The following is a 25,120-nucleotide window of genomic DNA, read 5'->3' on the forward strand; positions in this document are numbered from 1 at the left end:
GCGCCCTCGCCGATTCCCGCGTTAGCTCAATTCTCTTGAATACTTGCCTGATCCTCTGAATTTATCGACTGGCGGATAGTTTGCACTTGCGCCGTAGTCTAGAGTTCGACAATAAGCGGCCAGCGCAAGACCTATTAAAACAAGGCCGCACCTACCGTTGATCAGCAGGTGAGTGAGCCATGGAATTACGTATCAACCAAAAGGCCTATCAAGTCGAGGCCGACACCGACACGCCCTTATTGTGGGTTATCCGCGATGACCTGGGGATGACGGGCACCAAGTACGGTTGCGGCCTGGCTCAGTGCGGCGCCTGTTCCGTGCTGGTGGACGGTAATGTCGTGCGCTCATGCGTGACCCCGGTGGCCGCAGTGGTCGGCCGTGAGGTCACCACTATCGAGGCCGTCGAAGCCGATGACGTGGGCAAGCGCGTGGTTGCGGCCTGGGTCGAACACCAGGTGGCGCAATGCGGTTATTGCCAGTCCGGGCAGGTAATGGCAGCCACGGCGCTGCTCAAGCACACGCCCGCCCCCACGGAGGCGCAGATCGACGCAGCGATGATCAACCTGTGTCGCTGCGGCACCTACAACGCCATCCATGCCGCCATGCATGACCTGGCGAAGGAGGTCGTCTGATGAATACGTCCGACGAAAGCCTCGACCTGGCTCTGGGCGCCCCGGTCAACCTGTCCCGCCGGCGCTTCCTCACCAGTACCGCGGTGGGCGCACTGGTAATTGGCTTTGGCCTGCCGCTGGGCTCGTCCAGGGTACTGGCCGCCACCGCCAACCCGGCAGAGCGCGGCACCCAGGTGCCGGCGTTCCTGGAAATCCGCCCGGACGGCAGCGTTCATCTGCGCAGCCCGTTTATGGAAGGCGGGCAAGGTACCCATACCGCCATGGCGCAGATTGTCGGTGAAGAGCTTGATGTCGACCCCGCTCATTTCGTGGTTGACGCCGCCCCGCCCGGCGAAGCCTATGTGGTGATGGAAAACGGTATGCGCATCACCGGCGGCAGCATGTCGGTACGCATGAGCTACCCGACCATGCGTCGCCTCGGCGCCCTGGCCCGCGCCATGTTGTTGCAGGCCGGTGCCGAGCAGCTTGGCGTGCCGGTGGCCCAACTGACCACCCAACCCGGCCGCGTGGTGCACACCGCCTCCGGCCGCTCGCTGGGTTATGGCGAGTTGGCCGCTCGCGCCCTGGACATGCCGGTGCCCGACCCGGCAACCATCACCCTGCGTGACCCGAGCCAGTTCCGCTGGATCGGCAAGCCGGTGAAACGCCTGGATGCCTACGATAAATCCACCGGCAAGGCGCTCTACAGTATCGACCTCAAGGTCGACAACATGCTCCACGCCGCGGTGCAGCACGCGCCGCGCCTGGGCATGACCGTGGGCAGCCTGCGCAACCAGGCGCAGGTCGAGGCCATGAAGGGTGTGCACTCGGTCCATCAACTGCCCGGCGCAGTGGCCGTGGTTGCCGAGCGTTGGTGGCATGCCAAGCGTGCCGTCGAGGCCATCCAGGTGGAATGGCTGGAAGCCCCGGCCGACTCGACGCTGCGGGTGATGCCTGCGGACTTTTCCACCGACAAGCACCGCGACTTCCTCGCCGCCCAGCAGGGGCCGGTCCGTGACGACGAAAAGCAAGGCGATGTGGCCGGCGCGCTGGCGAATGCCAAAACCAAGGTCGAGGCCACCTACCACAACCAATACCTGAACCATGCCCAACTGGAGCCGCCGTCGGCCCTGGCACGCTTCAACCCCGATGGCACCCTGGAGGTATGGCTGCCCAACCAGGCGCCGGACATGTTCCGCGCCGACATCGCCAAGCGTACCGGGCTCGACCCCGCAAAAATCACCCTGCACTCGCCGCTGCTGGGCGGCTTCTTCGGCCGGCACTTTCTGTATGACTCGGCCAACCCGTACCCGCAGGCCATTGCCTTGGCCCAGGCGGTCGGTCGCCCGGTCAAACTGATCTGGAGCCGTGAGGAAGAGTTCCTGCGCGATGTGCTGCGCCCGGTTGCCGTGGTCAAGTTCCGCGCGGCGCTGGACGACAAGGGCCTGCCGGTCGCCATCGAGGCAGTCAGCGCGACCGAAGGCCCGACCGAAGCCCTCGCCGGCAAACAGGGCGATAAAATCGACCCCACCGCCCTTGAAGGGTTGTCGGGCAAGGCCTATGCGATCCCGAATAAACGCATTGCACAAATCTACGTCAAAGGCGCGCCCATGCTCGGCTACTGGCGTTCGGTGGGCAATTCGCTCAACGACTTCTTCTACGAAGCGTTCCTTGACGAACTGGCCGACAAAGGCGGCCACGACCCGTACGAGCTGCGCCTGCATCTGTTGCGCGACAACCCACGGCTGACCACCCTGCTGCAAGCGGCGGCGGAGCTGTCCGGCGGCTGGAAGCGCGGGCCCTATACCGCAGAAGACGGCAGCAAGCGTGCTCGCGGCATCGCCATGGCCTCGCCGTTCGGTTCCCACGCGGCGGTGGTCGCCGAGGTGTCGATCGAGCAAGGTCAGGTCAAGGTGCATCACATCTGGGAAGCGATCGACCCAGGCAGCATCGTCAACCCGGCGATTGTCCAGGCTCAGGTCAGTGGCGCCGTGGCGCTGGGCTTGTCGCAAACCTTGCTGGAGGAGTCGGTGTGGGTAGACGGTAAACCCCGGGCGCGCAATTACGACCTGTACCCGATCCTGCCGCCTTCGCGCATGGCGCAGGTGCATGTGAAGATTGTCGAGAGTGGCGAGAAAATGGGCGGTATCGGCGAGCCGCCGTTGCCTGCCGTAGCGCCGGCCGTGGCCAATGCGGTGGCGCAACTGACCGGCCAGCGCATCCGCAGTCTGCCGTTGAGCCGATACACGTTCGCCTAACCGACAGGAACCACCCATGAACAACCCACGATTCGCAAGAACCGCAGGCTGGCTGGTGCTGGCCGGCCTGGTCGCAGCCGGCGCACTGGCCTGGTATGTCACGCGCCAGCCCGCCACGCCTTTCGAGCAGGCCCAAACCTTTGACCCCGCCCTGGTCAGTCGCGGCGAGTATGTCGCCCGCGTCAGCGACTGCGTGGCCTGCCACAGCCTGCTGGGCAAGGCGCCGTTCGCCGGGGGCCTGGAAATGGCCACGCCGCTGGGCGCGATCCATGCCACCAACATCACGCCTGACAAGGGTGCCGGCATCGGTGCCTACACCCTCGCCGACTTTGACCGCGCGGTACGCCACGGCGTGGCACCCGGTGGGCGACGGCTTTACCCGGCCATGCCGTACCCGTCCTATGTGAAGCTCAGCGACGACGACATCCGTGCGCTGTACGCGTTTTTCATGAAAGGTGTGCAGCCGGCCAACCAACCCAACATCCCCAGTGATATTCCCTGGCCGCTGAATATGCGCTGGCCCATCGCCTTATGGAACGGCCTGTTTGCCCCCAGCACGCCCTATGCGGCCAAACAAGGCCAGGATGCGCAATGGAATCGCGGCGCCTATATCGTCCAGGGGCCCGGCCACTGCGGCAGTTGCCACACGCCACGTGGCCTGGCCTTCAACGAAAAAGCCCTGGACGAGTCCGGTACACCGTTCCTTGCCGGCGCCCTGCTCGACGGCTGGTACGCCCCCAGCCTGCGCCAGGACCCCAACACCGGGTTGGGCCGCTGGAGCGAGCCTGAGATCGTGCAGTTCCTCAAGACCGGCCGCAACCGGCATGCCGTGGTGTATGGCTCGATGACCGAGGCGTTCAACAACTCCACCCAGTTCATGAACGACGAGGACCTGGCCGCCATCGCCCATTACCTCAAGTCACTGCCCGGCGACCCGCAGCGCGATGGCACGCCATGGCAATACCAGAACGCCGCCGTCGACACCCGCCCCGGCGCCCATACCTACGCCACCCGCTGCGCGTCCTGCCACGGCCCGGACGGCAAGGGCCAGCCCGAGTGGATGCCGCCCCTGGCCGGTGCCACGTCGGCATTGGCCTCGGAAAGTGCGTCAGCGATCAACATCACCCTCAACGGCTCGCAACGGGTGGTAGCCGCCGGCTTGCCGGACGCTTACCGCATGCCGGCATTTCGTGAGCAGTTGTCGGACGCGGAAATCGCCGAGGTGCTGACTTACGTGCGCAGTACCTGGGGCAATCATGGCGGTGCCGTCGATGCCGCAGCGGTGAGTAAGTTGCGCGGTCATACCGATCCTGCGAGCAGCAGCCCGATCATCCTGCACATGCGCTGACCGCAGACTTGCAGCGAGCGGGCTTGCCTCCAGCGCGGGCAAACCCGCTCACTACAACCCCACGGTGAAACAACACCCATTCGGCTCCCTGGCAGTCAGCTCGACCCGCCATTGCTGAACGCTGCAAATCCGCTGCACCAGCGACAGGCCCAGGCCCAACCCTTCGCCACGACTTTGCTCGCCGCGTACGAACGGCAGGAACATCGCTGCGCGCTTGTCATCGGGAATACCGATGCCACTGTCTTCCACACTGAAGCCATGCTCATTCAGGGTCAGGCGGATAAACCCGTGATCGGTGTAATGCCAGGCATTGCGCAGCAGGTTACCCATGACCGACTGCAGGAACGTCAGGTTGTACAACTGCGGCGAGGCGTTATCGCTGTCATAGATGAACGTCAAACCTTTTTCGCGAATCATCCGCCCCCAGATCTCGACCAACCCGTCCGCCACGTCTTTCAAGGTGGCCTGCACGCCATTGTCCCGGGCACTCGAAGCGCGTGCCAGCATGAGAAAAGTGTCCACCAGTTGGCGCATTTCATCACTGGCCCGAGCAATACGGCCAACCTGCGCCGCCGAGCGCTGATCCAGGGACGGGTCGCTGAGTAACAGTTCACAAGAGCTGGCCAATACCATCAGCGGCGTGCGCAATTCGTGGCTGACGTCACTGGTGAAGAGTTTTTCCCGGCTCAACGCGTCGCGCAGCCGACCCAGGGTCTTATCGAAGGACAGGGCCAACTCCCCCACCTCATCCACGGCGTAATCCAGATGCAGTGGAGGCGCCATATCCAGCAACTGGTCTCGATGGCGCACTTGCCGCGCCAGGCGGATCACCGGCGCCATGACCCGGCGCGCCAACAAACGGCCCAGCAGTATCGCCAATAGAATGCTCAGCACAAACCCTACCGCCACTGCACCGAACAGTACGCGTTCACGTTGCTCGAAGCTTTCCTGGTTGCGCAGCAACACGTATTGGCGACCGTCCACCATCTGGGACACCGCGTAGTAAGACTGCCCTTGATACTCGATTTCCTGGAACCCCGGCGCCAGTGTGGCCAGCGCCGGATCGAGGGCCATATCGCCCGAACCGCCCTGGGCAAAAAACAACGTGTCTTTTTCCGGGCGGTGGCTCCAGGTACCCACATCATCCTGGCGCAACAGGCGGTTCAAACCGCCCCCCAGGTCGGCACTGGTGAGTTTGTGCTCGACCACATGCACAGTCGCCACAATGCCGGCCGCAAATACGCCCGCCACGAAGGCACTCATCAGCGCAAACACCACCACAATCCGCTTCGTCAGACTTTGCCTGAAATCCATGCCCATACGAGTTTCCGCTGCCACGTTCACACTGCGCTACCGGAGGCGTCGGGCAATGCCTTGCGCCGCCGACGCTCGAACCAAAGATAGACCACAGGGGTGGTATAGAGTGTAAGAACCTGCGAAACCGCCAGCCCGCCGACAATCGCGATGCCCAACGGCTGGCGCAATTCAGCGCCGGCCCCATGCCCGAACGCCAGCGGCACCGCCCCCAGCAGTGCGGCCAACGAGGTCATCAGGATCGGCCGCAGGCGCAGCAGACAGCCTTCGCGCACCGCCTCGCGGGGCGACAGGCCCTGTTGCTGGGCCTGCAAAGTGAAGTCGACGATCATGATCGCGTTTTTCTTGACGATACCGATCAGCAGGATGATGCCGATCATACCCAGCACCGACAGATCCTGGCCACACAGCATCAACGCCAGCAACGCGCCGAACCCGGCAGACGGCAACGTCGAAATAATCGTCAGCGGGTGAATCGCATTCTCGTAGAGCACACCGAGCACGATATACACCGTGAGTATTGCCGCCAGGATCAGCCACGGCTGCGACTTCAGCGAATCCTGGAAGGCCTGGGCAGTGCCCTGGAAACTGCCCACCACCGTGTCCGGCATCGCCACCGCCAGGCTCGCCTGGTTGATCGCATCCACGGCGTTGCTCAGCGCTTGGCCAGGCGCCAGGTCGAACGACAAGGTGATCGCCGGGAACACGCCCTGGTGGTTGATGATGATCGGTACCTGCTCAGTCTGCACGCTCGCCAGCAGGTTGAGCGGCACCCGTGCGCCGGAACTGGCGCGCACGAACAGATGTTCCAGCGTGGCGGTGGAGGTTTGCCAGCTCGGGTCGAGTTCGAGGATCACATGGTTCTGGTCCAGCTGGGTGAACATCGTTGCGACCTGACGCTGGCCGAAGGCGTCGTACAGCACGTCGTCAATCGCCTGCACCGTTACGCCCAGGCGCGCGGCGGTCGGGCGGTCGATCACCAGGGTCGATTGGGCGATGGCCTGCTGCTGGTCGGAGGTCACATGCTGCAGCTGCGGCAAGGACTTGAGCTTGGCCAGCAGCACGCCGCTCCAGTGGTCCAGTTCGACACTGTCCGGGTCTTGCAGGGTGTACTGGTATTGGGTCTTGCTGGCACGGCCGCCGATCTGGATGTCCTGGTTGGCCTGCATGAACACCTTCACACCGTCCAGGCGATCCAGCGCCGGTTGCAGGCGGCGGATCACTTCACCGGCACTGGCGGTGCGCTCGCTGAAGGGCTTGAGGTTGATCATCACCTTACCCTGGCTGACGGTCGGGTTGGGGCCGATCCAGAAATACACGCGTGCCACCGCCGGGTCTTGGCCGATGACTTCGGCGACACGGTTGACCTGGGCACGCATAGCCACCGGCGAGATATTCGGCGCGGCTTCCGCCACGCCCTGGATCAGGCCGTTGTCCTGCTGCGGGAAGAAGCCCTTGGGGATGCCCACATACAGCGCCGCCGTCGCGGCAAAGGTGATGATCGCCACCGCCAGGGTGATGCGCTGGTTGTCCAGCACCCAGTCCAGGCTGCGCCGGTAGCCAGTGTGCAAGCGCGTGAAGGCACGCTCGCAGGCCTGGGCGAAGCGCCCCTCTTCCTGCTCGGCGTGAGGTTTGAGCAGCCAGGCACAGAGCATCGGCGTAATGCTCAGCGAAACGATGCAAGACATGATGATCGCCACGCTCACCGTCACCGCAAACTCACGCATCAGGCGCCCGACAATCCCTGACATCAACAAAATCGGCAGGAACACTGCAATCAACGAAACCGTCATCGACACAATGGTGAACGCCACTTCGCGCAAGCCATCCACCGCCGACTGCAAGCGAGACTTGCCCATCTCCAGGTGACGCACGATGTTTTCCATCACCACAATGGCATCGTCCACCACGAAGCCCACGGCAATCGCCAGGCCCATGATCGACAGGTTATCGAGGCTGTAGCCCAGCAGGTACATCACGCCGAAAGTGGCCAGCAGCGACAGCGGGATGGTCAGGCTCGGGATCAACGTGGCCGTGGCCTTGCGCAAGAAGATAAAGATCACCACAACCACCAGCGCAATAGACAACAGCAAGGTGAATTGCATGTCGTTGACCGAGGCTTCGATGGTTTGCGTACGGTCGCCGACCACTTGCACCTGCACATCGCGCGGCAACGAGGCGGTGAGTTCGGGCAGCTTGGCCTTGAGCGTGGCGATGGTGGACAGCAGGTTGAAGCCCGGCTGCTTGTGAATATCAACGATCACCGTCGGCTCGCGCCCCAGTTGCGCGGCCTGCTGGGTGTCCTCGGCCCCGGCGATTACGCGGCCGAGGTCGCCGAGCTTGATCGGCATGCCATTTTTATAAGCGATGACCTGGTCACGGTAATGCTGCGGGTCGAGCAACTGGTCGGTGGCGCCGAGGGTGATGGAGCGACTGGGCCCGTCGAGGCTGCCCTTGGGCTGGTCGAGGGTGCTGACCCCGATCACGCTGCGCACGTCCTCCAGCGTCAGGTCACGGGCGGCCAGCGCATCCGGGTCGATCTGCACGCGCACGGCGGGTTTCTGTTCGCCGTGAAAATCCACCAGGCCCACGCCGGGCATTTGCGACAGGCGCTGGGCGATGTAGTTGTCGGCGTAGCGGTCCAGCTCCGGCAAGGTGCGAGTGGGTGACGTGACCGCCAGGGACAGCACGGTGCCTTCGGCCGGGTTGACCTTGTTGAAGGTCGGCGCGCTGGACATGGTCTTGGGCAGGTTCGGCGTCGCGGTATTGATCGCGGTCTGCACGTCCTGGGCCGCGCCGTCGATGTCACGGCTGAGGTCGAACTGCAGGACGATCTGAGTCTTGCCTGCAGCGCTCGACGAGGTCATCGAGGTGACTTGCGGCACGGCGACAAACGCCCGCTCCAACGGAGTAGCCACCGATGAGGCCATGGTTTCGGCGCTGGCACCGGAAAGTTTGGCGGTGACCTGAATCGTCGGGAAATCCACGGTGGGCAACGGTGCCACCGGCAACTGGAAATAGGCAAACGCGCCCAGCAGCATCACGCCCACCGCCAACAGGCTGAGACCGACGCGGCGTTGAATCAAACCCGCAAGGCCCTTCATGGTTTAGTCTCCGCCAGCGCGGCGGTGTCGGTGTCGGCGGGCATTACCTTGACCCCCGGGGCGACACGGGATTGACCCTGGACCACCACGGTTTCGCCGGCGTTCAAGCCTTGACGAATCCACTGTTTGCCGTCGACCACAGTGCCGGCGTCGACCGGCCGAGGTTGCACACGTTGATCGTCGCCGACCACGTACACAAAGTTGCCTTGGCGGCCGAACTGCACGGCCTCGGCGGGCACCACGGTCACGTCCTGGCGGGTTTGCACCAGCAAGCGTGCGCTGACCAGTTCACCCGGCCACAGCTTGCCGGCAGCGTTGTCGAATTGCGCCTTGAGCTGCACCTGACCGCTGGCGGCCGCCACCTGGCTGTCGATAAAGCTCAAGCGGCCCTCGGCAATCGCCTGGCGGCCATCGCGGGTCATCGCCACCACCTTCAATGCGCCCTTGGCGTTTTCTTCAAGAATCTCGGCGAGGTCATCCTGGGACACGGCAAACGCCACCGAAATCGGGTTCATCTGGGTGATGGTCACCAACCCCGTGGCTTCGGCACCGTGGGCAATGGCGCCGACATCCAGCAGGCGCTGGCCGGTACGCCCGGTGAACGGCGCCTTGACCTGGGTGAACTCCAGTTGCAGGCGCGCGCTGTCCAGCGCGGCCTGATCGGCCTGCACCGTGGCTTGTTGCGCAGCGAGTTGGGCGCGGAAAGTGTCCACATCCTGGGTCGGCCCGGCCTTGGCGGCGGCCAATTTACTGGCCCGGTCGAGGTCGACCCGCAAGTTGGCCAGTTGCGCCTGATCCTTGGCCACCAGTGCCTGGGCCTGGGCGACTTGCGCCTGATACACCCGTGGGTCGATCACCGCGAGCAGGCTACCGGCGCTGACCATCTGGCCTTCGTTGAACAGAATCTTTTGCAACTCGCCGTCGACCCGCACCCGCACGTTGACACTGTTAAGCGCCTGCACATTGCCGATGGCGCTGACCCAGATCGGTAAGTCCTGACGGCTAACCGCGGACAGCCGCACCGGCACGGCACCCGCCTCTACCGGCTGCGGTGCGCCATGGGCGCGACGGACCCATTGAACGCCGCCGACCACGGCGCCCAGCGACAGCACGATCAAGGCGCCCAGAACCAGGCGACGACGGGAATTCAAGACACTCATGGCTGAGCCACCTGTACGGGAGATAGGGAAGCAAGGCTGGCGGCGGAAAAATCCCCGCCCAACGCGCGAAACAAGCCGACGGCGGCCTGCAAATGCTGCAGGCGCACCTGAAGCAGGCTGTCTTCGGCCTGGTATTGAGTGCGTTCGACGATCAACAGCGTCTGGAAATCGGTGGAGCCCAAGCGGTAGCGCACCTGGGCCAGGCGCGCGGCTTCGCGGGCCGAATCGACGGCGGCCTGATTGAGCGTGTAGCTCTTGTCCAGCTCACGGGCGGCACTCAGTTGGGTCTCGACGTCTTGCAGGGCCTCGATGATTGATTCGCGGTAGCTGGCAGTCAGCTCCTGCACATGGGCTTGATCGAAATGCAGTTGGCCCTTGAGTTGACCGCCCTGGAACAGCGGCTGGCTGAGGGTACCGACGGCGCTCCAGATTTGCCCGCCGGCAAGGGTGTCGATACCGCCCAGCAGGTCCAGGGACAGGTTGGGTAGAAATGCGGCACGAGCCACGCCCACGTCGAAGTTGGCCGACACCAGCCGCGCTTCGGCGGCCTGAATGTCCGGGCGCTGGCGCAGCAGGCCAATCGGCAGGCCCGTGGCCGGCTGCGGTACTTGCAGGCCCTTGAGCCCTTCCCCTTGCAAATGGAAGCCCTCGGGCGGCGCACCCACCAGCACCGCCAACTGATACAACGCCTGGTCGCGCTGTTGGCGCAGCGGCGGCATGGCCGCTTCGAAGGTTTGCATGGCGTTGCGCTGCTGGGCCACTTCCAGGTTGGACACGGCGCCCTGGCGGGCTTGCACTTCCACCAGGTCGAGCACTTGGCGTGCGTCGTCGGCGATGGACTGGGCCAGGCGCAGGCGCTCTTGCAGGGACAACACCTGGAAATAACTGTCGGCGATGCTCGCGCTCAAACTCATGCGTAAGGTGCCGGCATCAAACACCGTGGCCTTGGCCAGTGCGTCAGCCGAGTCTGCCGCTGCGCGCTGTTTGCCCCAGAAGTCCAACTCATAGGTGGCTTCGGCAAATACGCTGCGCTTTGGAGTGGTGCCGTAGTTGTTCTGGCGTTGGAAATTGCCGCCCAGGCTCAGCATCGGATATTGCGCCGCGCCCGTCACCTGAGACGAAGCGCGGGCTTCATCGATACGACTGACCGCCGCCTTGAGCGTGTAGTTGGCAGCCAGGCCACGGACGATCAGTTGGTCCAGCTCGGCGCTGTGGAATTCCCGCCACCAGCGCCCACCCTGCGCCGCCTGCGCCGATTGCCCGGCGTCCCATTGCGAGGCCAGGGGTAAGGTGGGCGTTTGATAATCCGGCACCATCGAGCAACCGCTGAGCAGCAGGCCGACGAGCCATAAAGAGGTTCTTGCAACTGACATGGGCACCCGCCCCCCGCTAAAGAATGCGGCGAGGATAGCGAGAGGTGCCTGCCAGGGCGTTCGCCGGTAGATAAACTTTTGTTTAAGGAGCCTGGAAGCTGTAGCCGGCCCCGGGGATGGTCTTGATCAGCGAGTATTCGAAGCCTTCGTCCAATTTGCGCCGCAAACGGTGGATATGTTTGTCGATCACGTTGTCGTTGGGGTCGAAGTCGTAGTCCCAGGCACTGTCGAGCAACATGTCGCGGGTCACCACCTGGCCGCTGTGGCGCATGAGCTTTTCCAGCAACAGGGCTTCGCGGTGCTGCAGGGCAATGCTGCGCCCCTGGCGCACGGCGGTGCGGGTGGCGCAGTCGAGTTGCAGCTCGCCGACGTGCAGGGTTCTGCCCGCTTGCTCACGGCCGCGCAATAACGCATCGAGTCTCGCCAATACTTCGGCAAACGCATAAGGCTTGGCCAGGTAATCGTCGCAACCCGCTTGCAGGCCCTCGACCTTGTCCTGGGTCGATGACTGGGCGCTGAGCATCAATACCGGCACCCGCGACTGGCGCGCGCGCAGGGCCTTGACCAGGGCGATGCCGTCCAGGACCGGCAGGCGCCGGTCGACGATCAGCACATCGTGAATGCCCTCCAGCGCCAGGCCGAGGCCACTGGTGCCGTCCGCGGCCACATCCACCACATGCCCGCTTTCGCTCAAGCCGCGCAGCAGGTAGGTGGCGGTCTGCTCGTCATCTTCAACCACAAGAATGCGCACGTTTGCGTCTCCAGCTCGAATCTAAACTTTAATTTATCTGGCGGGAACGTGGCGCCGCCCCAGGCTTTGCCACACTATGCCACCTCTGCCCTGAAGACGTGACCGGTTCTCTTGCCATGACTCATGTTCTGGTCGTCGAAGACGACTTAACCACCGCCCGCGAAATCGAACTGGCCCTCAGCGATTATGGCTTCACCGTGACTACGGCGCTGAACGGCCGCGATGGCCTGCTCAAAGCCTTGAGCGAGCCGTTTGACCTGATCGTGCTCGACCGCATGTTGCCCGGCGGCATTGACGGCCTGGGCGTGCTCACCGCATTGCGCGCGGCGGGCACCACCACCCCGGTGCTGATCCTCAGTGCCTTGAGCGCCCTGGATGAACGTGTGCGGGGGTTGCGTGCCGGTGGCGATGACTACCTGACCAAACCCTTCGAATTCATCGAACTGACCGCCCGCCTGGATGCGCTCAACCGCCGCCGCTCCGAGCCGCTGACCTCCGCGCAGGAAACCCACCTGCGTGTGGCCAACCTGGAAGTCGACCTGCTGCGCCGCACCGTACGCCGTGGTGAACGCACCATCGACCTGGTGCCCCGCGAATACGCCCTGCTTGAACACCTGATGCGCAACGCAGGCCAAGTCATCACCCGCACCATGCTGTTCGAGGCCGTGTGGAACTACAGCTACGACGAGCGCACCAATGTCATCGAAGTGCACATTGGCCGCCTGCGCCGCAAAATCGATGGCGAAGGTGAAGGCCAGATGATCCATACCGTGCGGGGAGCCGGCTATGTCCTTCGCACGCCTGAGTGAAATCCCGCGCACCATCAGCTTTCGTACCGGGCTGTTGTTCCTCGGCCTGTTCGGCTGCTCGTTCCTGGCACTGTTCGGCTACATCTACTGGCAGACTGCGTTCTACCTGAAAACCGAAGCGGATACCGCGCTGTATCGCCAAGTGGAAAACCGCAGCGCACAGGACCCCGAACTGCGCCTGCATGAAATCCGCAAACACGTCGCCCAGGACACCGAAGCCCGCCTGCCCCACAGCCTGTTCGATGCTCAGGGGCAGTTCATTGCCGGCGCAATTCGTGAGTTGCCGGCGTACACGGCCTTGGACAAACCCCAGGAATTCCGCTGGCTCAGGGCCAACGGGCACCACCGGCCCGTGCGATTTATCGTGCATCGCCTGGAGGACGGCAAGCTGCTGCTGGTGGCTCAGGACGTGCACGACATCCGCGAATTCGACGAACTGCTGATCAACGCACTGATCTCTGGCGGCCTGTTGCTGCTGCTGGTCGGCCTGGTGGGCGCGGTGGGGCTGGGCTACCTGGCGCATCGACGCCTGGACAAGGTCAGCCGCTCGATCAAGGGCATTATCGAAGGCGACCTGAGCGGCCGCCTGCCGGTGCGCGGCAATAACGACGACATCGACCGCCTGGCGCTGGTGGTCAACGGCATGCTTGATGAACTGGAGCGCTTGATGAGCGAAGTCAAAGGCGTGTGCGATGACATCGCCCATGACCTGCGTACTCCGCTGACCCGGCTGATCGCCGGGCTTGAGCGTGCACAACGCCGCGACATGGCGCCCACCGACTACGCCGCCAGCGTGGATGCCGCGCTGAGCGACGCCAAAGGTTTGCTGCTGACCTTCAAGGCATTGCTGCGCATCTCTGAAATCGAAAACAGTGCGCGTCGCAGCCACTTCGCCCCGGTAGATCTCAACCAGATCGCCGCCGACGCCGCCGAGCTCTACGAACCACTGGCCGAAGAGCGCGGTACGGTCCTTACCGTCGACACCCGCGAAGCCCCGGCGATCATGGCCGGTGACCCGCAACTGTTGTTCGATGCGCTGTGCAATTTGTTGGATAACGCCATCAAGTTTTCACCGGAGCACAGCCAGGTGCGGCTGAGCGTGATCAGCGATGCTTCCCGCACCGTCATTCAAGTGACCGACAACGGCCCCGGCATTCCCGAAGCCGAGCGCCAGGCGGTACTGCGCCGCTTGTATCGCGCCGAAGCGAGCCGGCACACACCGGGCAATGGGCTGGGGCTGAGCATGGTGGCAGCGGTGGCACGGCTGCATGATATGCAATTGACGGTCAGTGATGCGCAGCCTGGCTGTCGCGTGGAACTGGAGGCCAAGGGGTAGCGAAACCCACTGGATTCTCGTTGCGCCCACGTGCATCGCCGACGATATTTATCACGTTTTTTTGACGTTTTTTTCTCATTCCCGGCCCTACATTGCCGCGCCTCAATATGCAAATGATTCCTATTGGTTTAGTCTAGCCAACCTCTCGCGTATCTCCCGTACAGCAATAAAACCCGGAGCGCTCACCGCATGACCACCCGCCTTTCTTCGTTTGTCAAAAAAACCCTGCTTGCCACCGCCCTGGTCAGTGCCGGGCATGTGTATGCCGCCAACGAGTCGGTCGGCATTGTGGTGTACAACGCCCAGCACGAAAGCCTCACCAAGGCCTGGGTCGAAGGGTTCACCCAGGAAACCGGGATTCCGGTGACCATCCGCAATGGTGATGACACGGAGATGGGCAACCAGCTCGTGCAGGAAGGCGCTGCGTCCCCGGCGGATGTGTTCCTGACCGAAAACTCCCCAGCCATGGTGCTGGTGGACAACGCAGGGTTGTTCGCGCCGGTCGCCCCCACCACGCTGGAACAGGTGGATGCCGCCTACCGCCCGGCCCATGGCAAGTGGATCGGCATCGCCGCGCGCTCCACGGTGTTTGTGTACAACCCGAGCAAACTGAAAGAAGGCGACCTGCCCGGCTCCCTGATGGACCTGGCCTCGCCAAGCTGGAAAGGCCGTTGGGCTGCCTCGCCGGCCGGTGCCGACTTCCAGGCTATCGTCGCTGCCGTACTGGAACTCAAGGGCGAAGCCGCTACCCTCGACTGGCTCAAGGCGATGAAAGCCAACGCCAGCATCTACCGTGGCAACAGCGCCGTGCTCAAGGCCGTCAACGCGGGCCAGGTCGACAGCGGCGTGATCTACCACTATTACAGTTTCGTCGATCAGTCCAAGACCGGCGAAAACAGCAAGAACACCCAGTTGCACTACTTCAAGCACCAGGACCCGGGCGCGTTTGTGAGCATTTCCGGTGGCGGCGTATTGGCTTCCAGCAAACATAAAGAACAGGCACAGGCCTTCTTGAAGTGGATCACCGGCAAAGACGGCCAGGCGATTCTCAAAGATGGCAACTCGTTCGAATACGCGGTGGGCCAAAACGCCCAATCCAACCCCAAGCTGGCCCCACTGGCGCAACTGGATGCACCGAAGGTCGACGCGTCCAAGCTCAACAGCAAAAAAGCGGTTGAGTTGATGACCCAGGCCGGACTGCTCTGATTGTTGCCTGAACCTTCCCTGCGCGGCGTCGCCCACGCGGCGCCCCGCAAACGCCCTCGCGGCGTGTTCAAAAGCCGTGGGGGCACGTGGGTCACCAGCTTATCGGTACTGGTTTCACTGCTGGCGCTGTTGCCGATCGCGTTTGTGATCGGCGTGTCCTGGCAAATCGGCTGGGCCCAGATCGAGGCGCTGGTCTGGCGCCCGCGCGTAGGCGAGCTATTGCTCAATACCGTGCTGCTGGTGGTGTTCACGCTGCCCTTGTGCATGGCGCTGGGCGTTGCGCTGGCGTGGCTGACCGAGCGCAGCAACCTGCCGGGGCGTCGTGCCTGGTCGTTGTTGGCGGTGGCGCCGCTGGCGGTGCCGGCATTTGTGCACAGTTATGCGTGGGTCAGCCTGGTGCCGTCGATCCACGGCTTGCCGGCCGGTGTGCTGGTGTCGGTGATTGCCTACTTCCCGTTTCTGTACTTGCCGGTGGCGGCGACGTTGCGCCGGCTTGACCCTGCCATTGAAGACGTGGCCGAGTCCATGGGCCTCAAACCCTGGGCGGTGTTCTGGCGCGTGGTACTGCCGCAACTGCGCCTGGCGATCTGCGGCGGTGCGCTGCTGGTGGGCCTGCACTTGCTGGCCGAATATGGCCTGTACGCGATGATCCGCTTCGACACCTTCACCACGGCGATTTTCGATCAGTTCAAATCCACCTTCAACGGCCCGGCGGCCAATATGCTGGCGGCCGTGTTGGCGTTGTGCTGCCTGGCGATGCTCACCGTTGAATCCGCTGCGCGTGGCCACGCGCGCTATGCACGGGTCGGTTCAGGCAGCGCCCGGGAACAGCGCACCGTCATGCTGGGCACGGGCACCACCCTGCTCGCGCTGGCCCTCCAGGTCGCAACCTGTGTACTGGCCCTGGGCGTTCCGCTGGTGACCCTGGGTAAATGGCTGATCGCCGGTGGCAGTGAGGTCTGGCAACTCGGCGAACTGTTGCCGGCGCTGGAACAAACCGTGCTGCTGGGGATTGCCGGGGCGGTGTTGACCACTTGCGCGGCGGTACCGATCGCGTGGTTGTCGATTCGTGCGCCGGGGCGTTTGCAGCGCATTCTGGAAGGCTGCAATTACATCACCAGCTCGCTGCCGGGTATCGTCGTCGCGCTGGCCCTGGTCACAGTGACCATTCACTTCGCCCGGCCGATCTACCAGACCACGATCACCGTGCTGCTCGCCTACTTGCTGATGTTCCTGCCACGCGCGCTGGTGAGTCTGCGCGCCGGTATCGCCCAGGCGCCGGTGGAATTGGAAAACATGGCACGCAGCCTCGGCCGTTCGCCGGGCCGCGCGTTGTGGCTGATCACGATGCGCCTGGCCGCCCCGGCCGCCGCTGCGGGGGCTGCGCTGGTGTTCCTGGCGATCACCAATGAACTGACGGCAACGCTGTTGTTGGCGCCCAACGGCACCCGCACCCTGGCCACCGGTTTCTGGGCGATGACCAGCGAGATCGACTACGCCGCTGCGGCGCCCTATGCCCTGATCATGATCCTGCTTTCACTGCCGTTGACCGGCCTTCTCTACCACCAATCCAAACGCACGGCAGGCCGATGAACGCCCTCGAACTCCACGCCCTCTGCAAGACCTTCGGCAATCAGCGTGCCCTGGCGGACGTCAGCCTGTCGGTGCCCACCGGCAGCCGCACGGTGATCGTCGGGCCGTCCGGCTCGGGCAAGACCACCTTGCTGCGCATGATCGCCGGCTTTGAGTTCCCCGATACCGGCAGCCTGACCCTCAACGGCCAGCCCCTGGTGGACGCTACCCACGCCGTACCGGCGCACCAGCGCCAGATCGGCTACGTGCCGCAGGATGGCGCGCTGTTCCCGCACATGACCGTGGCCGACAACATCGGTTTCGGCCTGGCGACTAAAGGTGAGGCCCGGGACACCCGTATCGCCGAGCTGATGGACAGCGTGGCCCTGGACGCCAACATGGCCCGGCGCTGGCCCCACGAGCTGTCCGGCGGCCAGCAGCAACGGGTCGCCCTGGCCCGTGCACTGGCGCAACAGCCTCGCCTGATGCTGCTGGATGAACCCTTTTCGGCCCTGGACACCGGCCTGCGCTCGGCCATGCGCAAGATGGTCGCGCGGCTGCTCAGCGACGCGGGCATCACCACCATTCTGGTGACCCACGATCAAAGCGAGGCGCTGTCGTTCGCCGACCAGCTGGCGGTGATGCGCCAGGGCCGGCTGGTGCAATCGGGCCACCCGATGGACCTGTACCAGTACCCAATCGATGAGCAAACCGCGCTGTTTCTCGGTGAAGCGGTGGTGCTGCCCGCCAGGGTCGAAGCCGGCTGGGCCCATTGCGGCCTGGGGCGTGTACCGGTCGACAACCCGTCCCTTCACGACACCACGCGGATCATGCTGCGCCCGGAGCAACTGCAGTTGAGCACCACCGACGGCTCCGGCTGCCCTGGCGTGGTGACCGAGCGCGAATTCGGCGGCAATACCTGCACGCTGACCGTGGTGTTGCACCCCAATGAGGACGAACCGGGCCAGGCGATCCTGGTGCGCAGTTCGGGCTTGCAGGCGCCGCCGACCGGCACCGTGGTGTACCTCACCACGATCGGCATGGCACACATTCTGAAAAAAGACGCGACGCTCAGTCTCAGCTAAGTTTCGGGGCTTACCTTCTCCCCTGCGCCAACCACAGCGCAGTCAAGGAGAGCTACCCCATGAATGCCACAGCAGCCCGCTGGCTGAACAAAGTACCCGAGGTGACGCTGTCATTCTGGGTGATCAAGATCTTGTCCACCACCGTGGGCGAAACCGGCGCAGATTACCTCGCCGTCAATGCCGGCTTCGGCGCCGGCTGGACCAGCATCGGCATGGCCGCGCTGCTGGCGGTGGCGTTGTTCTGCCAGATGCGCACCAAGGCGTACACGCCTTGGATCTACTGGCTGACCGTGGTGCTGGTGAGCATCTTCGGTACGCAGATCACCGATATCCTCACCGATAAGCTCGACGTGAGCCTGTACACCAGCACGGCGATTTTCTCTGTGCTGCTTGCACTCAATTTCATCATCTGGTTCCGCACCGAACGCAGCCTGTCGATCCGCGACATCGTGACCCCACGGCGTGAATGGTTCTACTGGACCACGGTGCTGTGCACCTTCGCCCTGGGCACCGCCGCCGGTGACCTGGCCACCGAAGCGCTGGGCCTGGGTTTCACCCTCGGCGCAGTGATCTTCGCCGCTCTGATCGCGGTGGCCCTGGTGGCCTGGCGCCTGGGCGTCAACAGCGTGCTGACCTTCTGGATCGCCTACATCCTCACCCGGCCGTTCGGTGCGTCCCTGGGCGACCTGCTCACCCAGGCCAAGACCTACGGCGGCCTGGGCATGGGCGCCAGTTGGACCAGTGCGCTGTTCCTCTGCGTCATCGTACTGCTGGTGGCCGTCGCGCAAATCAGCGTCGGCAACCGCAAAGCCATCACTCAATAATCTCTGCTATCAAGGACATCCTCATGCGCATCGCTCAAACTCTGATTCGTCGCGTCGCAATCGCTTCGGCCATCTGTATGTTGACCCTCGCCACGGGCTGCTCGAAACCGGCCGACAAGCCCAAGGACACCACCGGCGCCAGCCCGACCAGCAGCCAGGCGCATGCCTCGAAACTGGGCGACTTGTCCGAATTCCGCACCATCGCAGCGGACGTGTCCGCACTGGTCGCCAAGAACGACCTGGCCGGCGCCAAGGCCCGTATCAAAGACCTGGAAACCAGCTGGGACGCCGCCGAAGCCGGCATCAAGCCACGGGCTGCGAGCGACTGGCACGTGCTGGACAAAGCCATCGACCGCGCCCTCTCGGACCTGCGTGACGGCAGCCCGAACCAGGCCACCTGCAAGGCCTCGATGGATGACCTGCTCAAGACCTTCGACTCGATGAAAGGCTGACGCTTGCCGGCACAGGTGCTTCAATACACACGCGGCGATCCTTTCGCCGCGTTTTTTTTGCCTGGAGAGGAACATGCGGATACTGCTGGTCGAGGACGACCCGATGATTGGCGATGCCATCCAGCGCGCGCTCAACGATGCGAGCTATGCCGCTGATTGGGTCAAGAACGGTGTCACGGCACTGGCTGCCCTCGACACCCATCCCTACGACCTGGTGCTGCTGGACCTTGGCCTGCCCGGAAAAGACGGCCTGCAAGTGCTGGAGACTATCCGCGGGCGCAACAACCCGGTGCCGTTGCTGATCATCACCGCCCGCGACAGCCTCGATGACCGCCTGCGCGGACTCGACGGCGGCGCCGACGACTATGTGCTCAAGCCCTTCGACATGCCCGAACTGCTGGCCCGCATGCGCGCCGTGCTGCGCCGTAAAGGTGGCAGCGCCTCTTCCTCCCTCAGTAACGGCGTGGTCTCGCTGGACCTGCTTTCCAAAGAGGCCAGCACTGCAGAACAACCGGGCGTAGCACTCTCCAGTCGCGAGTTTGCGCTGTTGCAAGCCTTGTTGATCCGCCCGGGGGCGATCCTGTCGCGCAGCGAATTGGAAGACCGCCTGTATGGCTGGGGCAATGAGGTGGAAAGCAACGCCATCGAGTTCTTGATTCACGCCTTGCGGCGCAAGTTGGGCACTCACGTGATCAAGAACGTCAGGGGCATGGGATGGATGGTTTCAAAAAGCGTTTGAGTGAATCGGTGCAACTGCGGTTATCGGTGACCTTGTCCCTGGCGATTCTGTTGGTGGCGCTGGTGGCCAGTGTGTTTGCCTTTGTCTCGGCTTTTGAAGAAGCCCACGAACAACAGGACGATACCCTGCGCCAGGTGGCGATGCTGTTCGACCGCCAGCAGATGAGCCTGAACTATCCGCAAGGCAAGGCCATCGAGGGGGATGATGAGGAGTCCCGAGTGATCATCCAGTACCTGGGCGACAGCCAGCATTCGACAGGCACCACCGATGAGGCGCTGCCCCTGCCCTTTCCCACCACGCTCACCGATGGCCTGTCCACCGTGGCGGTGGCCGGCGAAGCCTTCCGTGTGCTGGTGCGCACCACATCCAAGGGCGAGCGCATTGCCGTGGCTCAGGAACAGGATGCCCGTGACAAGGACGCCCGCGAGAGCGCATGGCGCAGTTTGTTGCCGTTTCTGATTTTGTTTCCGGTGCTGTTGCTGGTAGTGGGCGACCTGGTGCGCAAGCTGTTCCGCCCGATCGGAGTGCTGGCGGCGGAGATCGACCAGCGTGCCGAACAGGAACTGCACCCGATTGATGAGCAGCATCTACCGACCGAAGTGCGCCCTTTCGTGGTGGCGATCAACCGCTTGCTGGCGCGTGTCGCCCAGTCCATGGACAGCCAGCGCCGCTTTGTCGCCGATGCCGCCCATGAACTGCGCTCGCCCATGACGGCCCTGTCGCTGCAAGCCGACCGACTGGCCGCCACCGACATGTCGCCAATGACCCGCGAGCGCTTCCTGCCACTGTCCCAGGGCATCGAGCGTGGCCGCAAACTGATCGACCAACTGCTGAGCCTGGCATCGGCGCAATCGGCGGCGGATCGGGCGCCAACCCGACTGTCTGTGCATGACGTGTTCCGGCAGGTACTGGAGGATCTACTGCCATTGGCCGAAGCCAAGCAGATCGATATCGGCGTCGACAGTGCCCTGGATGTGCCGCTGATGTTCAACCCGCTGGACCTGTTCACCCTGGTCAAAAACCTGGTGGATAACGCCATCCGCTACACCCCGCCGGGTGGCCGGATCGACCTGTCGGTGCTGGCGATGGCAGACGCGGTGCAATTGCAGATCAAGGACTCGGGGCCGGGTATCAGTGTGCAAGAGCAGGCGCGGGTATTCGACCCGTTCTATCGCAGCCTGGGCACCGAGGAGGCCGGCTCCGGGTTGGGCTTGTCGATCGTCAAGGCGATTGCCGACCGCACCGGGGCACGGCTGCAGTTGGGGTTTACCGATGAGGTGGAGCAGCACGGGTTGTGTGTCACGGTGTGGCTGGCGAAATAACACTGGTCTCGGGAAATGCCAGTCAGTTAAGGAGGAGCATAGTCACTGTGGCGAGGGAGCTTGCTCCCGCTGGGTCGCGAAGCGGCCCCAGCTTGGGCTTGAAAAGGCTGGGCCTGCTACGCAGTCCAACGGGAGCAAGCTCCCTCGCCACAAGTTACTCGTGTCCGCTCTATCGTTTAACTGCCTGGAAAGCCACTCTCAGGAGAAATGCCAGTCAGTAAGGAGGAGCATAGTCACTGTGGCGAGGGAGCTTGCTCCCGCTGGGTCGCGAAGCGGCCCCAGCTTGGGCTTGAAAAGACCGGGCCTGCTGCGCAGTCCAACGGGAGCAAGCTCCCTCGCCACAAGTTACTCGTTGTCCGCTCTATCGTTTAACTGTCTGGAAAGCTACTCTCAAGGAAAAATGCCAGTCAGTAAGGAGGAGCATAGTCACTGTGGCGAGGGAGCTTGCTCCCGCTGGGTCGCGAAGCGGCCCCAGCTTTGGGCTTGAAAAGACTGGGCCTGCTACGCAGTCCAACGGGAGCAAGCTCCCTCGCCACAAGTTACTCGTTGTCCGCTCTATCGTTTAACTGCCTGGAAAGCCACTCTCAGGAGAAATGCCAGTCAGTCAGGAAGAGCATAGTCACTGTGGCGAGGGAGCTTGCTCCCGCTGGGTCGCGAAGCGGCCCCAGCTTTGGGCTTGAAAAGACTGGGCCTGCTACGCAGTCCAGCGGGAGCAAGCGCCCTCGCCACAGGTTACTGGTTGTCCGCTCTGTCGTTTAACTGTCTGGAAAGCCACTCTCAGGAGAAATGCCAGTCAGTCAGGAAGAGCATAGTCACTGTGGCGAGGGAGCTTGCTCCCGCTGGGTCGCGCAGCGGCCCCAGCTTTAGGCCTGAAAAGACTGGGCCTGCTACGCAGTCCAACGGGAGCAAGCTCCCTCGCCACAGGTTACTCGTTGTCCGCTCTATCGCTTGACTGACTGGCATTACTGGCCTCGGGCTTTTTTTCGTCTGGATATTGCCCAATAGAACTAAAAGTCCATAATGGACAAATTAGTTTATACACGGAGATATTCATGTCCAGCACGCCTCAGGTGATCAACCAAGCCCAAGCCCGTGAATTACTCGCACAAGTCGATGTGCCTCACATCCTTCACACGCTGTTCCGCGACCTGGCTGCCGGGCAGGCGGTGCAGCCCGCGCAACAGTGGGTGGAGTTCCCGCACGGCGCGGGTGACTTCATCAATTACCTGGGCGTGCTGGCTGCTGATGAGGTGTACGGCGTAAAGACTTCGCCGTACATCGTGCGCGAATCGGTACCCTTGGTGACGGCTTGGACATTGCTGATGTCGATGCGCACCGGCCAGCCGCTGTTGCTGTGCGATGCGGCAGAGCTGACCACCGCCCGCACCGCCGCCACGACGGCCCTGGCCGTGGATGCCCTGGCACCTGCGACCGCCTCGCGCCTGGCGATCATCGGCAGCGGCAAAGTTGCCCAGGCCCACCTGCATTACGTGCAGAACCTGCGGGACTGGCAGAGCATCCGCCTGTATTCGCCACGCCTTGGCAGTGCCAGCGTTGAAACCCTCGAGCAGCTCAAGGCGCTGGACCCGCGCCTGAGTATCGCCCCTTCCTGCGATGCGGCCCTGCACGACGCTGACGTTATCCTGCTGTGCACCTCGGCGGCAGGCCCGGTGATCGACCCGTCGCGCCTGCGTAAACCGGCGCTGATCACGTCCATCAGTACCAACGCCCCCCGCGCCCATGAGGTACCGCCCCATTGCCTCAGCGCCATGCACGTGTTCTGCGACTATCGCCAGACCACTCCGGACGCGGCCGGCGAAATGCTGATTGCCGCCGAACGACACGGCTGGGATAAACGCGCCGTGGTCGGCGACCTGCCCGAGTTGCTCAGCGATATGGCACAGCGTCCGGACTACGACCGCCATGTATTTTTCCGCTCCATCGGGCTGGGCCTGGAAGACGTGGCGCTGGCCAATGCGCTCTACCAGGTCCAGCGCTGAATCCCATTCAAGGAGGTGTTTATGAGCCATGCAGACTTCATCATCATCGGCGGCGGCATTGCGGGGGCGTCCACGGGTTTCTGGCTGTCGCAGCACGGCAAGGTGCTGGTGCTGGAGCGTGAAAGCCACCCGGCCTATCACTCCACCGGGCGCTCGGCGGCGCTCTATACCGCCGCCTATGGTACGTCGCAGGTGCGTGCGCTGACCCTGGCGAGCCGGGCGTTTTTCGACAACCCGCCGGCGGGTTTCTGTGAGCACCCTTTGCTCATGCCACGGGGTGAGTTGACCGTCGACTTCAACAATGACCCCGCCGAATTGAATGCCCAATACCTGAGCGCCAAGGCCACGGTGCCGCAGGTCGAACAGTTGAGTGCCGACGAGGCCTGTGCACGCTTGCCGATCCTGCGCCGCGAAAAAGTCCACGGTGCGATCTATGACCCGACGGCCAGCGATATCGACACCGACGCCCTGCACCAAGGCTATTTGCGCGGCATCCGCCGCAATCAAGGCGAAGTGCACACCGACAGTCACGTACTGGGCCTGAGCCGCAGTGTCGACGGCCTCTGGCAGGTGCGCACCCAGGACGCGACCTTCACCGCCCCGATTATCATCAACGCCGCGGGAGCCTGGGCCGATCACATCGGCGGGTTGGCCGGCGCCGCGCCCATCGGCCTGCAACCCAAGCGCCGCTCGGCTTTTATCTTCGCCGGGCCTGAGGGCGTCGACACCCATGCCTGGCCAATGCTGGTGGCCCTCGACGAAGCCTTCTACATAAAGCCCGATGCCGGCATGTTCCTCGGCTCACCGGCCAATGCCGACCCGGTGCAACCTCAGGATGTGCAGCCGGAAGAGCTGGACATCGCCATGGGCATCTACCAGATCGAAGAAGCCACCACCTTGACCATCCGCCGCCCCACCCGCACGTGGGCCGGCCTGCGCAGCTTTGTGCATGATGGTGATTTGCTGTCGGGCTTCGATGTGCGCGTGCCCGGCCTGTTCTGGGTCGCGGCGCAAGGCGGCTATGGCATCCAGACCTCGCCCGCCATGGGCCAGGCCAGTGCTGCCCTGGTACGCGGCGCACCACTGCCCGAGCATCTGACCCGGTTCGGCCTGGACGCTGGTATGCTCTCCCCCGTCCGCCTGGAGCCCCATTGATGAACACCGCTGAACACGACAAGGTCATGCAGAACTTCCGCGCGATCGCCGATGCGATCGCCACGTTGTTCTTTCCCCATGCGGAAGTGGTGCTGCATGACTTGCGCACGCAAACCGTCGACTACATCGCCAACAACCTGTCGAAACGGGCCATAGGCGATGACTCCTCATTGGAGGACATGCTCAGCGATGACGTCAGCGAAGTGAATATCGGCCCCTACGAAAAGCTCAATTGGGACGGTCAGAAGATTCGCAGCCTGAGCACTGTGCTGCACGACCACAACGGCCATCGCCTCGCAGTACTGTGCATCAACCTGAATATTTCACTGTTCGAAAATGCCAAGGCGGCGCTGGACCTGTTCCTGTCGCCGAGCAAACTGATCCCTCAGCCGGACTCACTGTTTCGCGATGACTGGCAGGAACGCATCAACACGTTCCTGCATGCCTGGATGCGTGAACGCCAACTGAGCCTGAACCTGCTGACCCGCGACCACAAACGCGAGCTGGTCCTGGCGCTGCATGCCGAAGGCGCGTTCAAGGGCAAGAGCGCCTCCAACTATGTGGCCAACGTACTGGGCATGGGGCGGGCGACGGTCTACAAGCATTTGAAGGAATTGAAGGGTTGAGCGGACACCACAGCCCCCCTGTGGAACAGGCGCACCCCGCGTAACCTGTGGCGAGGGAGCCGGCTCCCTCGCCAC

General features: G+C 63.4%; 20 protein-coding genes. 15 read left to right on the top strand and 5 right to left on the bottom strand.

The annotated features are described in order from the left end of the window. The first annotated feature begins 179 nt into the window (after positions 1–179). The 3 genes from EXW71_RS28020 to EXW71_RS28030 are packed head-to-tail and all read left to right on the top strand — an operon-like array spanning position 180 to position 4,217. On the top strand, positions 180–632 hold the full coding sequence (locus EXW71_RS28020) for a (2Fe-2S)-binding protein (protein ID WP_134661218.1): 453 nt from the start codon (positions 180–182) through the stop codon (positions 630–632). Further along, on the top strand, positions 632–2,869 hold the full coding sequence (locus EXW71_RS28025) for a molybdopterin cofactor-binding domain-containing protein (protein ID WP_134661219.1): 2,238 nt from the start codon (positions 632–634) through the stop codon (positions 2,867–2,869). The genes EXW71_RS28020 and EXW71_RS28025 overlap by 1 nt, the downstream gene beginning before the upstream one ends. Positions 2,870–2,885: 16 nt before the next feature. Then, on the top strand, positions 2,886–4,217 hold the full coding sequence (locus tag EXW71_RS28030) for a cytochrome c (protein ID WP_134661220.1): 1,332 nt from the start codon (positions 2,886–2,888) through the stop codon (positions 4,215–4,217). 51 nt (positions 4,218–4,268) lie between these two features. Here the strand turns inward: EXW71_RS28030 and EXW71_RS28035 are convergent, their stop codons facing one another. The 5 genes from EXW71_RS28035 to EXW71_RS28055 all read right to left on the bottom strand — a co-directional run bounded on the left by EXW71_RS28035 (position 4,269) and on the right by EXW71_RS28055 (position 11,919). After that, positions 4,269–5,531, bottom strand: a complete 1,263-nt coding sequence (locus tag EXW71_RS28035; protein ID WP_134661221.1) for a HAMP domain-containing sensor histidine kinase — start codon at positions 5,529–5,531, stop codon at positions 4,269–4,271. A gap of 26 nt (positions 5,532–5,557) precedes the next feature. Beyond that, on the bottom strand, positions 5,558–8,635 hold the full coding sequence (locus tag EXW71_RS28040; RefSeq protein WP_134661222.1) for an efflux RND transporter permease subunit: 3,078 nt from the start codon (positions 8,633–8,635) through the stop codon (positions 5,558–5,560). Then, complete coding sequence (locus EXW71_RS28045) at positions 8,632–9,795, bottom strand: efflux RND transporter periplasmic adaptor subunit (protein WP_134661223.1); 1,164 nt, start codon at positions 9,793–9,795, stop codon at positions 8,632–8,634. The genes EXW71_RS28040 and EXW71_RS28045 overlap by 4 nt, the downstream gene beginning before the upstream one ends. Further along, the gene (locus EXW71_RS28050) at positions 9,792–11,168 is read right to left on the bottom strand and encodes an efflux transporter outer membrane subunit (protein WP_134661224.1); all 1,377 of its coding nucleotides are present in this window, start codon (positions 11,166–11,168) and stop codon (positions 9,792–9,794) included. Before EXW71_RS28050 ends, EXW71_RS28045 begins: the two co-directional genes overlap by 4 nt. Before the next feature lie 82 nt (positions 11,169–11,250). Further along, positions 11,251–11,919, bottom strand: a complete 669-nt coding sequence (locus tag EXW71_RS28055; protein ID WP_134661225.1) for a response regulator transcription factor — start codon at positions 11,917–11,919, stop codon at positions 11,251–11,253. 116 nt (positions 11,920–12,035) lie between these two features. On the opposite strand from EXW71_RS28055, the gene EXW71_RS28060 reads away from it, so the two are divergent. The 12 genes from EXW71_RS28060 to EXW71_RS28120 all read left to right on the top strand — a co-directional run bounded on the left by EXW71_RS28060 (position 12,036) and on the right by EXW71_RS28120 (position 25,045). Further along, positions 12,036–12,728: a response regulator transcription factor gene (locus EXW71_RS28060; RefSeq protein WP_134661226.1), complete on the top strand. Its 693-nt coding sequence runs from the start codon at positions 12,036–12,038 to the stop codon at positions 12,726–12,728. Then, on the top strand, positions 12,706–14,064 hold the full coding sequence (locus EXW71_RS28065) for a HAMP domain-containing sensor histidine kinase (RefSeq protein ID WP_134661227.1): 1,359 nt from the start codon (positions 12,706–12,708) through the stop codon (positions 14,062–14,064). The genes EXW71_RS28060 and EXW71_RS28065 overlap by 23 nt, the downstream gene beginning before the upstream one ends. 189 nt (positions 14,065–14,253) lie before the next feature. Continuing rightward, complete coding sequence (locus EXW71_RS28070; RefSeq protein ID WP_134661228.1) at positions 14,254–15,270, top strand: iron ABC transporter substrate-binding protein; 1,017 nt, start codon at positions 14,254–14,256, stop codon at positions 15,268–15,270. 18 nt (positions 15,271–15,288) lie between these two features. After that, positions 15,289–16,863 carry an iron ABC transporter permease gene (locus tag EXW71_RS28075; protein ID WP_134661251.1) on the top strand — a complete coding sequence of 525 codons (1,575 nt, stop codon included), beginning with the start codon at positions 15,289–15,291 and terminating at the stop codon, positions 16,861–16,863. After that, entirely contained in the window at positions 16,860–17,927 is a 1,068-nt protein-coding gene (locus EXW71_RS28080; protein ID WP_134661229.1) for an ABC transporter ATP-binding protein, read from the top strand. The genes EXW71_RS28075 and EXW71_RS28080 overlap by 4 nt, the downstream gene beginning before the upstream one ends. Before the next feature lie 59 nt (positions 17,928–17,986). Then, entirely contained in the window at positions 17,987–18,751 is a 765-nt protein-coding gene (locus EXW71_RS28085; RefSeq protein WP_134661230.1) for a hypothetical protein, read from the top strand. A 23-nt stretch (positions 18,752–18,774) separates the two neighbouring features. After that, positions 18,775–19,203, top strand: a complete 429-nt coding sequence (locus tag EXW71_RS28090) for a hypothetical protein (protein ID WP_134661231.1) — start codon at positions 18,775–18,777, stop codon at positions 19,201–19,203. A gap of 73 nt (positions 19,204–19,276) precedes the next feature. Then, on the top strand, positions 19,277–19,942 hold the full coding sequence (locus tag EXW71_RS28095) for a response regulator transcription factor (RefSeq protein ID WP_134661232.1): 666 nt from the start codon (positions 19,277–19,279) through the stop codon (positions 19,940–19,942). Continuing rightward, positions 19,918–21,264, top strand: a complete 1,347-nt coding sequence (locus EXW71_RS28100) for an ATP-binding protein (RefSeq protein ID WP_134661233.1) — start codon at positions 19,918–19,920, stop codon at positions 21,262–21,264. The genes EXW71_RS28095 and EXW71_RS28100 overlap by 25 nt, the downstream gene beginning before the upstream one ends. Positions 21,265–22,316: 1,052 nt before the next feature. Then, positions 22,317–23,264, top strand: a complete 948-nt coding sequence (locus EXW71_RS28110) for an ornithine cyclodeaminase family protein (protein ID WP_134661235.1) — start codon at positions 22,317–22,319, stop codon at positions 23,262–23,264. 21 nt (positions 23,265–23,285) lie between these two features. Then, the gene (locus tag EXW71_RS28115) at positions 23,286–24,419 is read left to right on the top strand and encodes an FAD-binding oxidoreductase (protein ID WP_134661236.1); all 1,134 of its coding nucleotides are present in this window, start codon (positions 23,286–23,288) and stop codon (positions 24,417–24,419) included. Then, positions 24,419–25,045 (top strand): transcriptional regulator, encoded by a 627-nt coding sequence (locus EXW71_RS28120; RefSeq protein WP_134661237.1) that lies wholly within the window; start codon positions 24,419–24,421, stop codon positions 25,043–25,045. Before EXW71_RS28115 ends, EXW71_RS28120 begins: the two co-directional genes overlap by 1 nt. The last annotated feature ends 75 nt before the right edge of the window (positions 25,046–25,120 follow it).

Source organism: Pseudomonas sp. BCA17 (genome assembly GCF_004519405.1).
In the GTDB taxonomy this organism is placed as follows: domain Bacteria; phylum Pseudomonadota; class Gammaproteobacteria; order Pseudomonadales; family Pseudomonadaceae; genus Aquipseudomonas.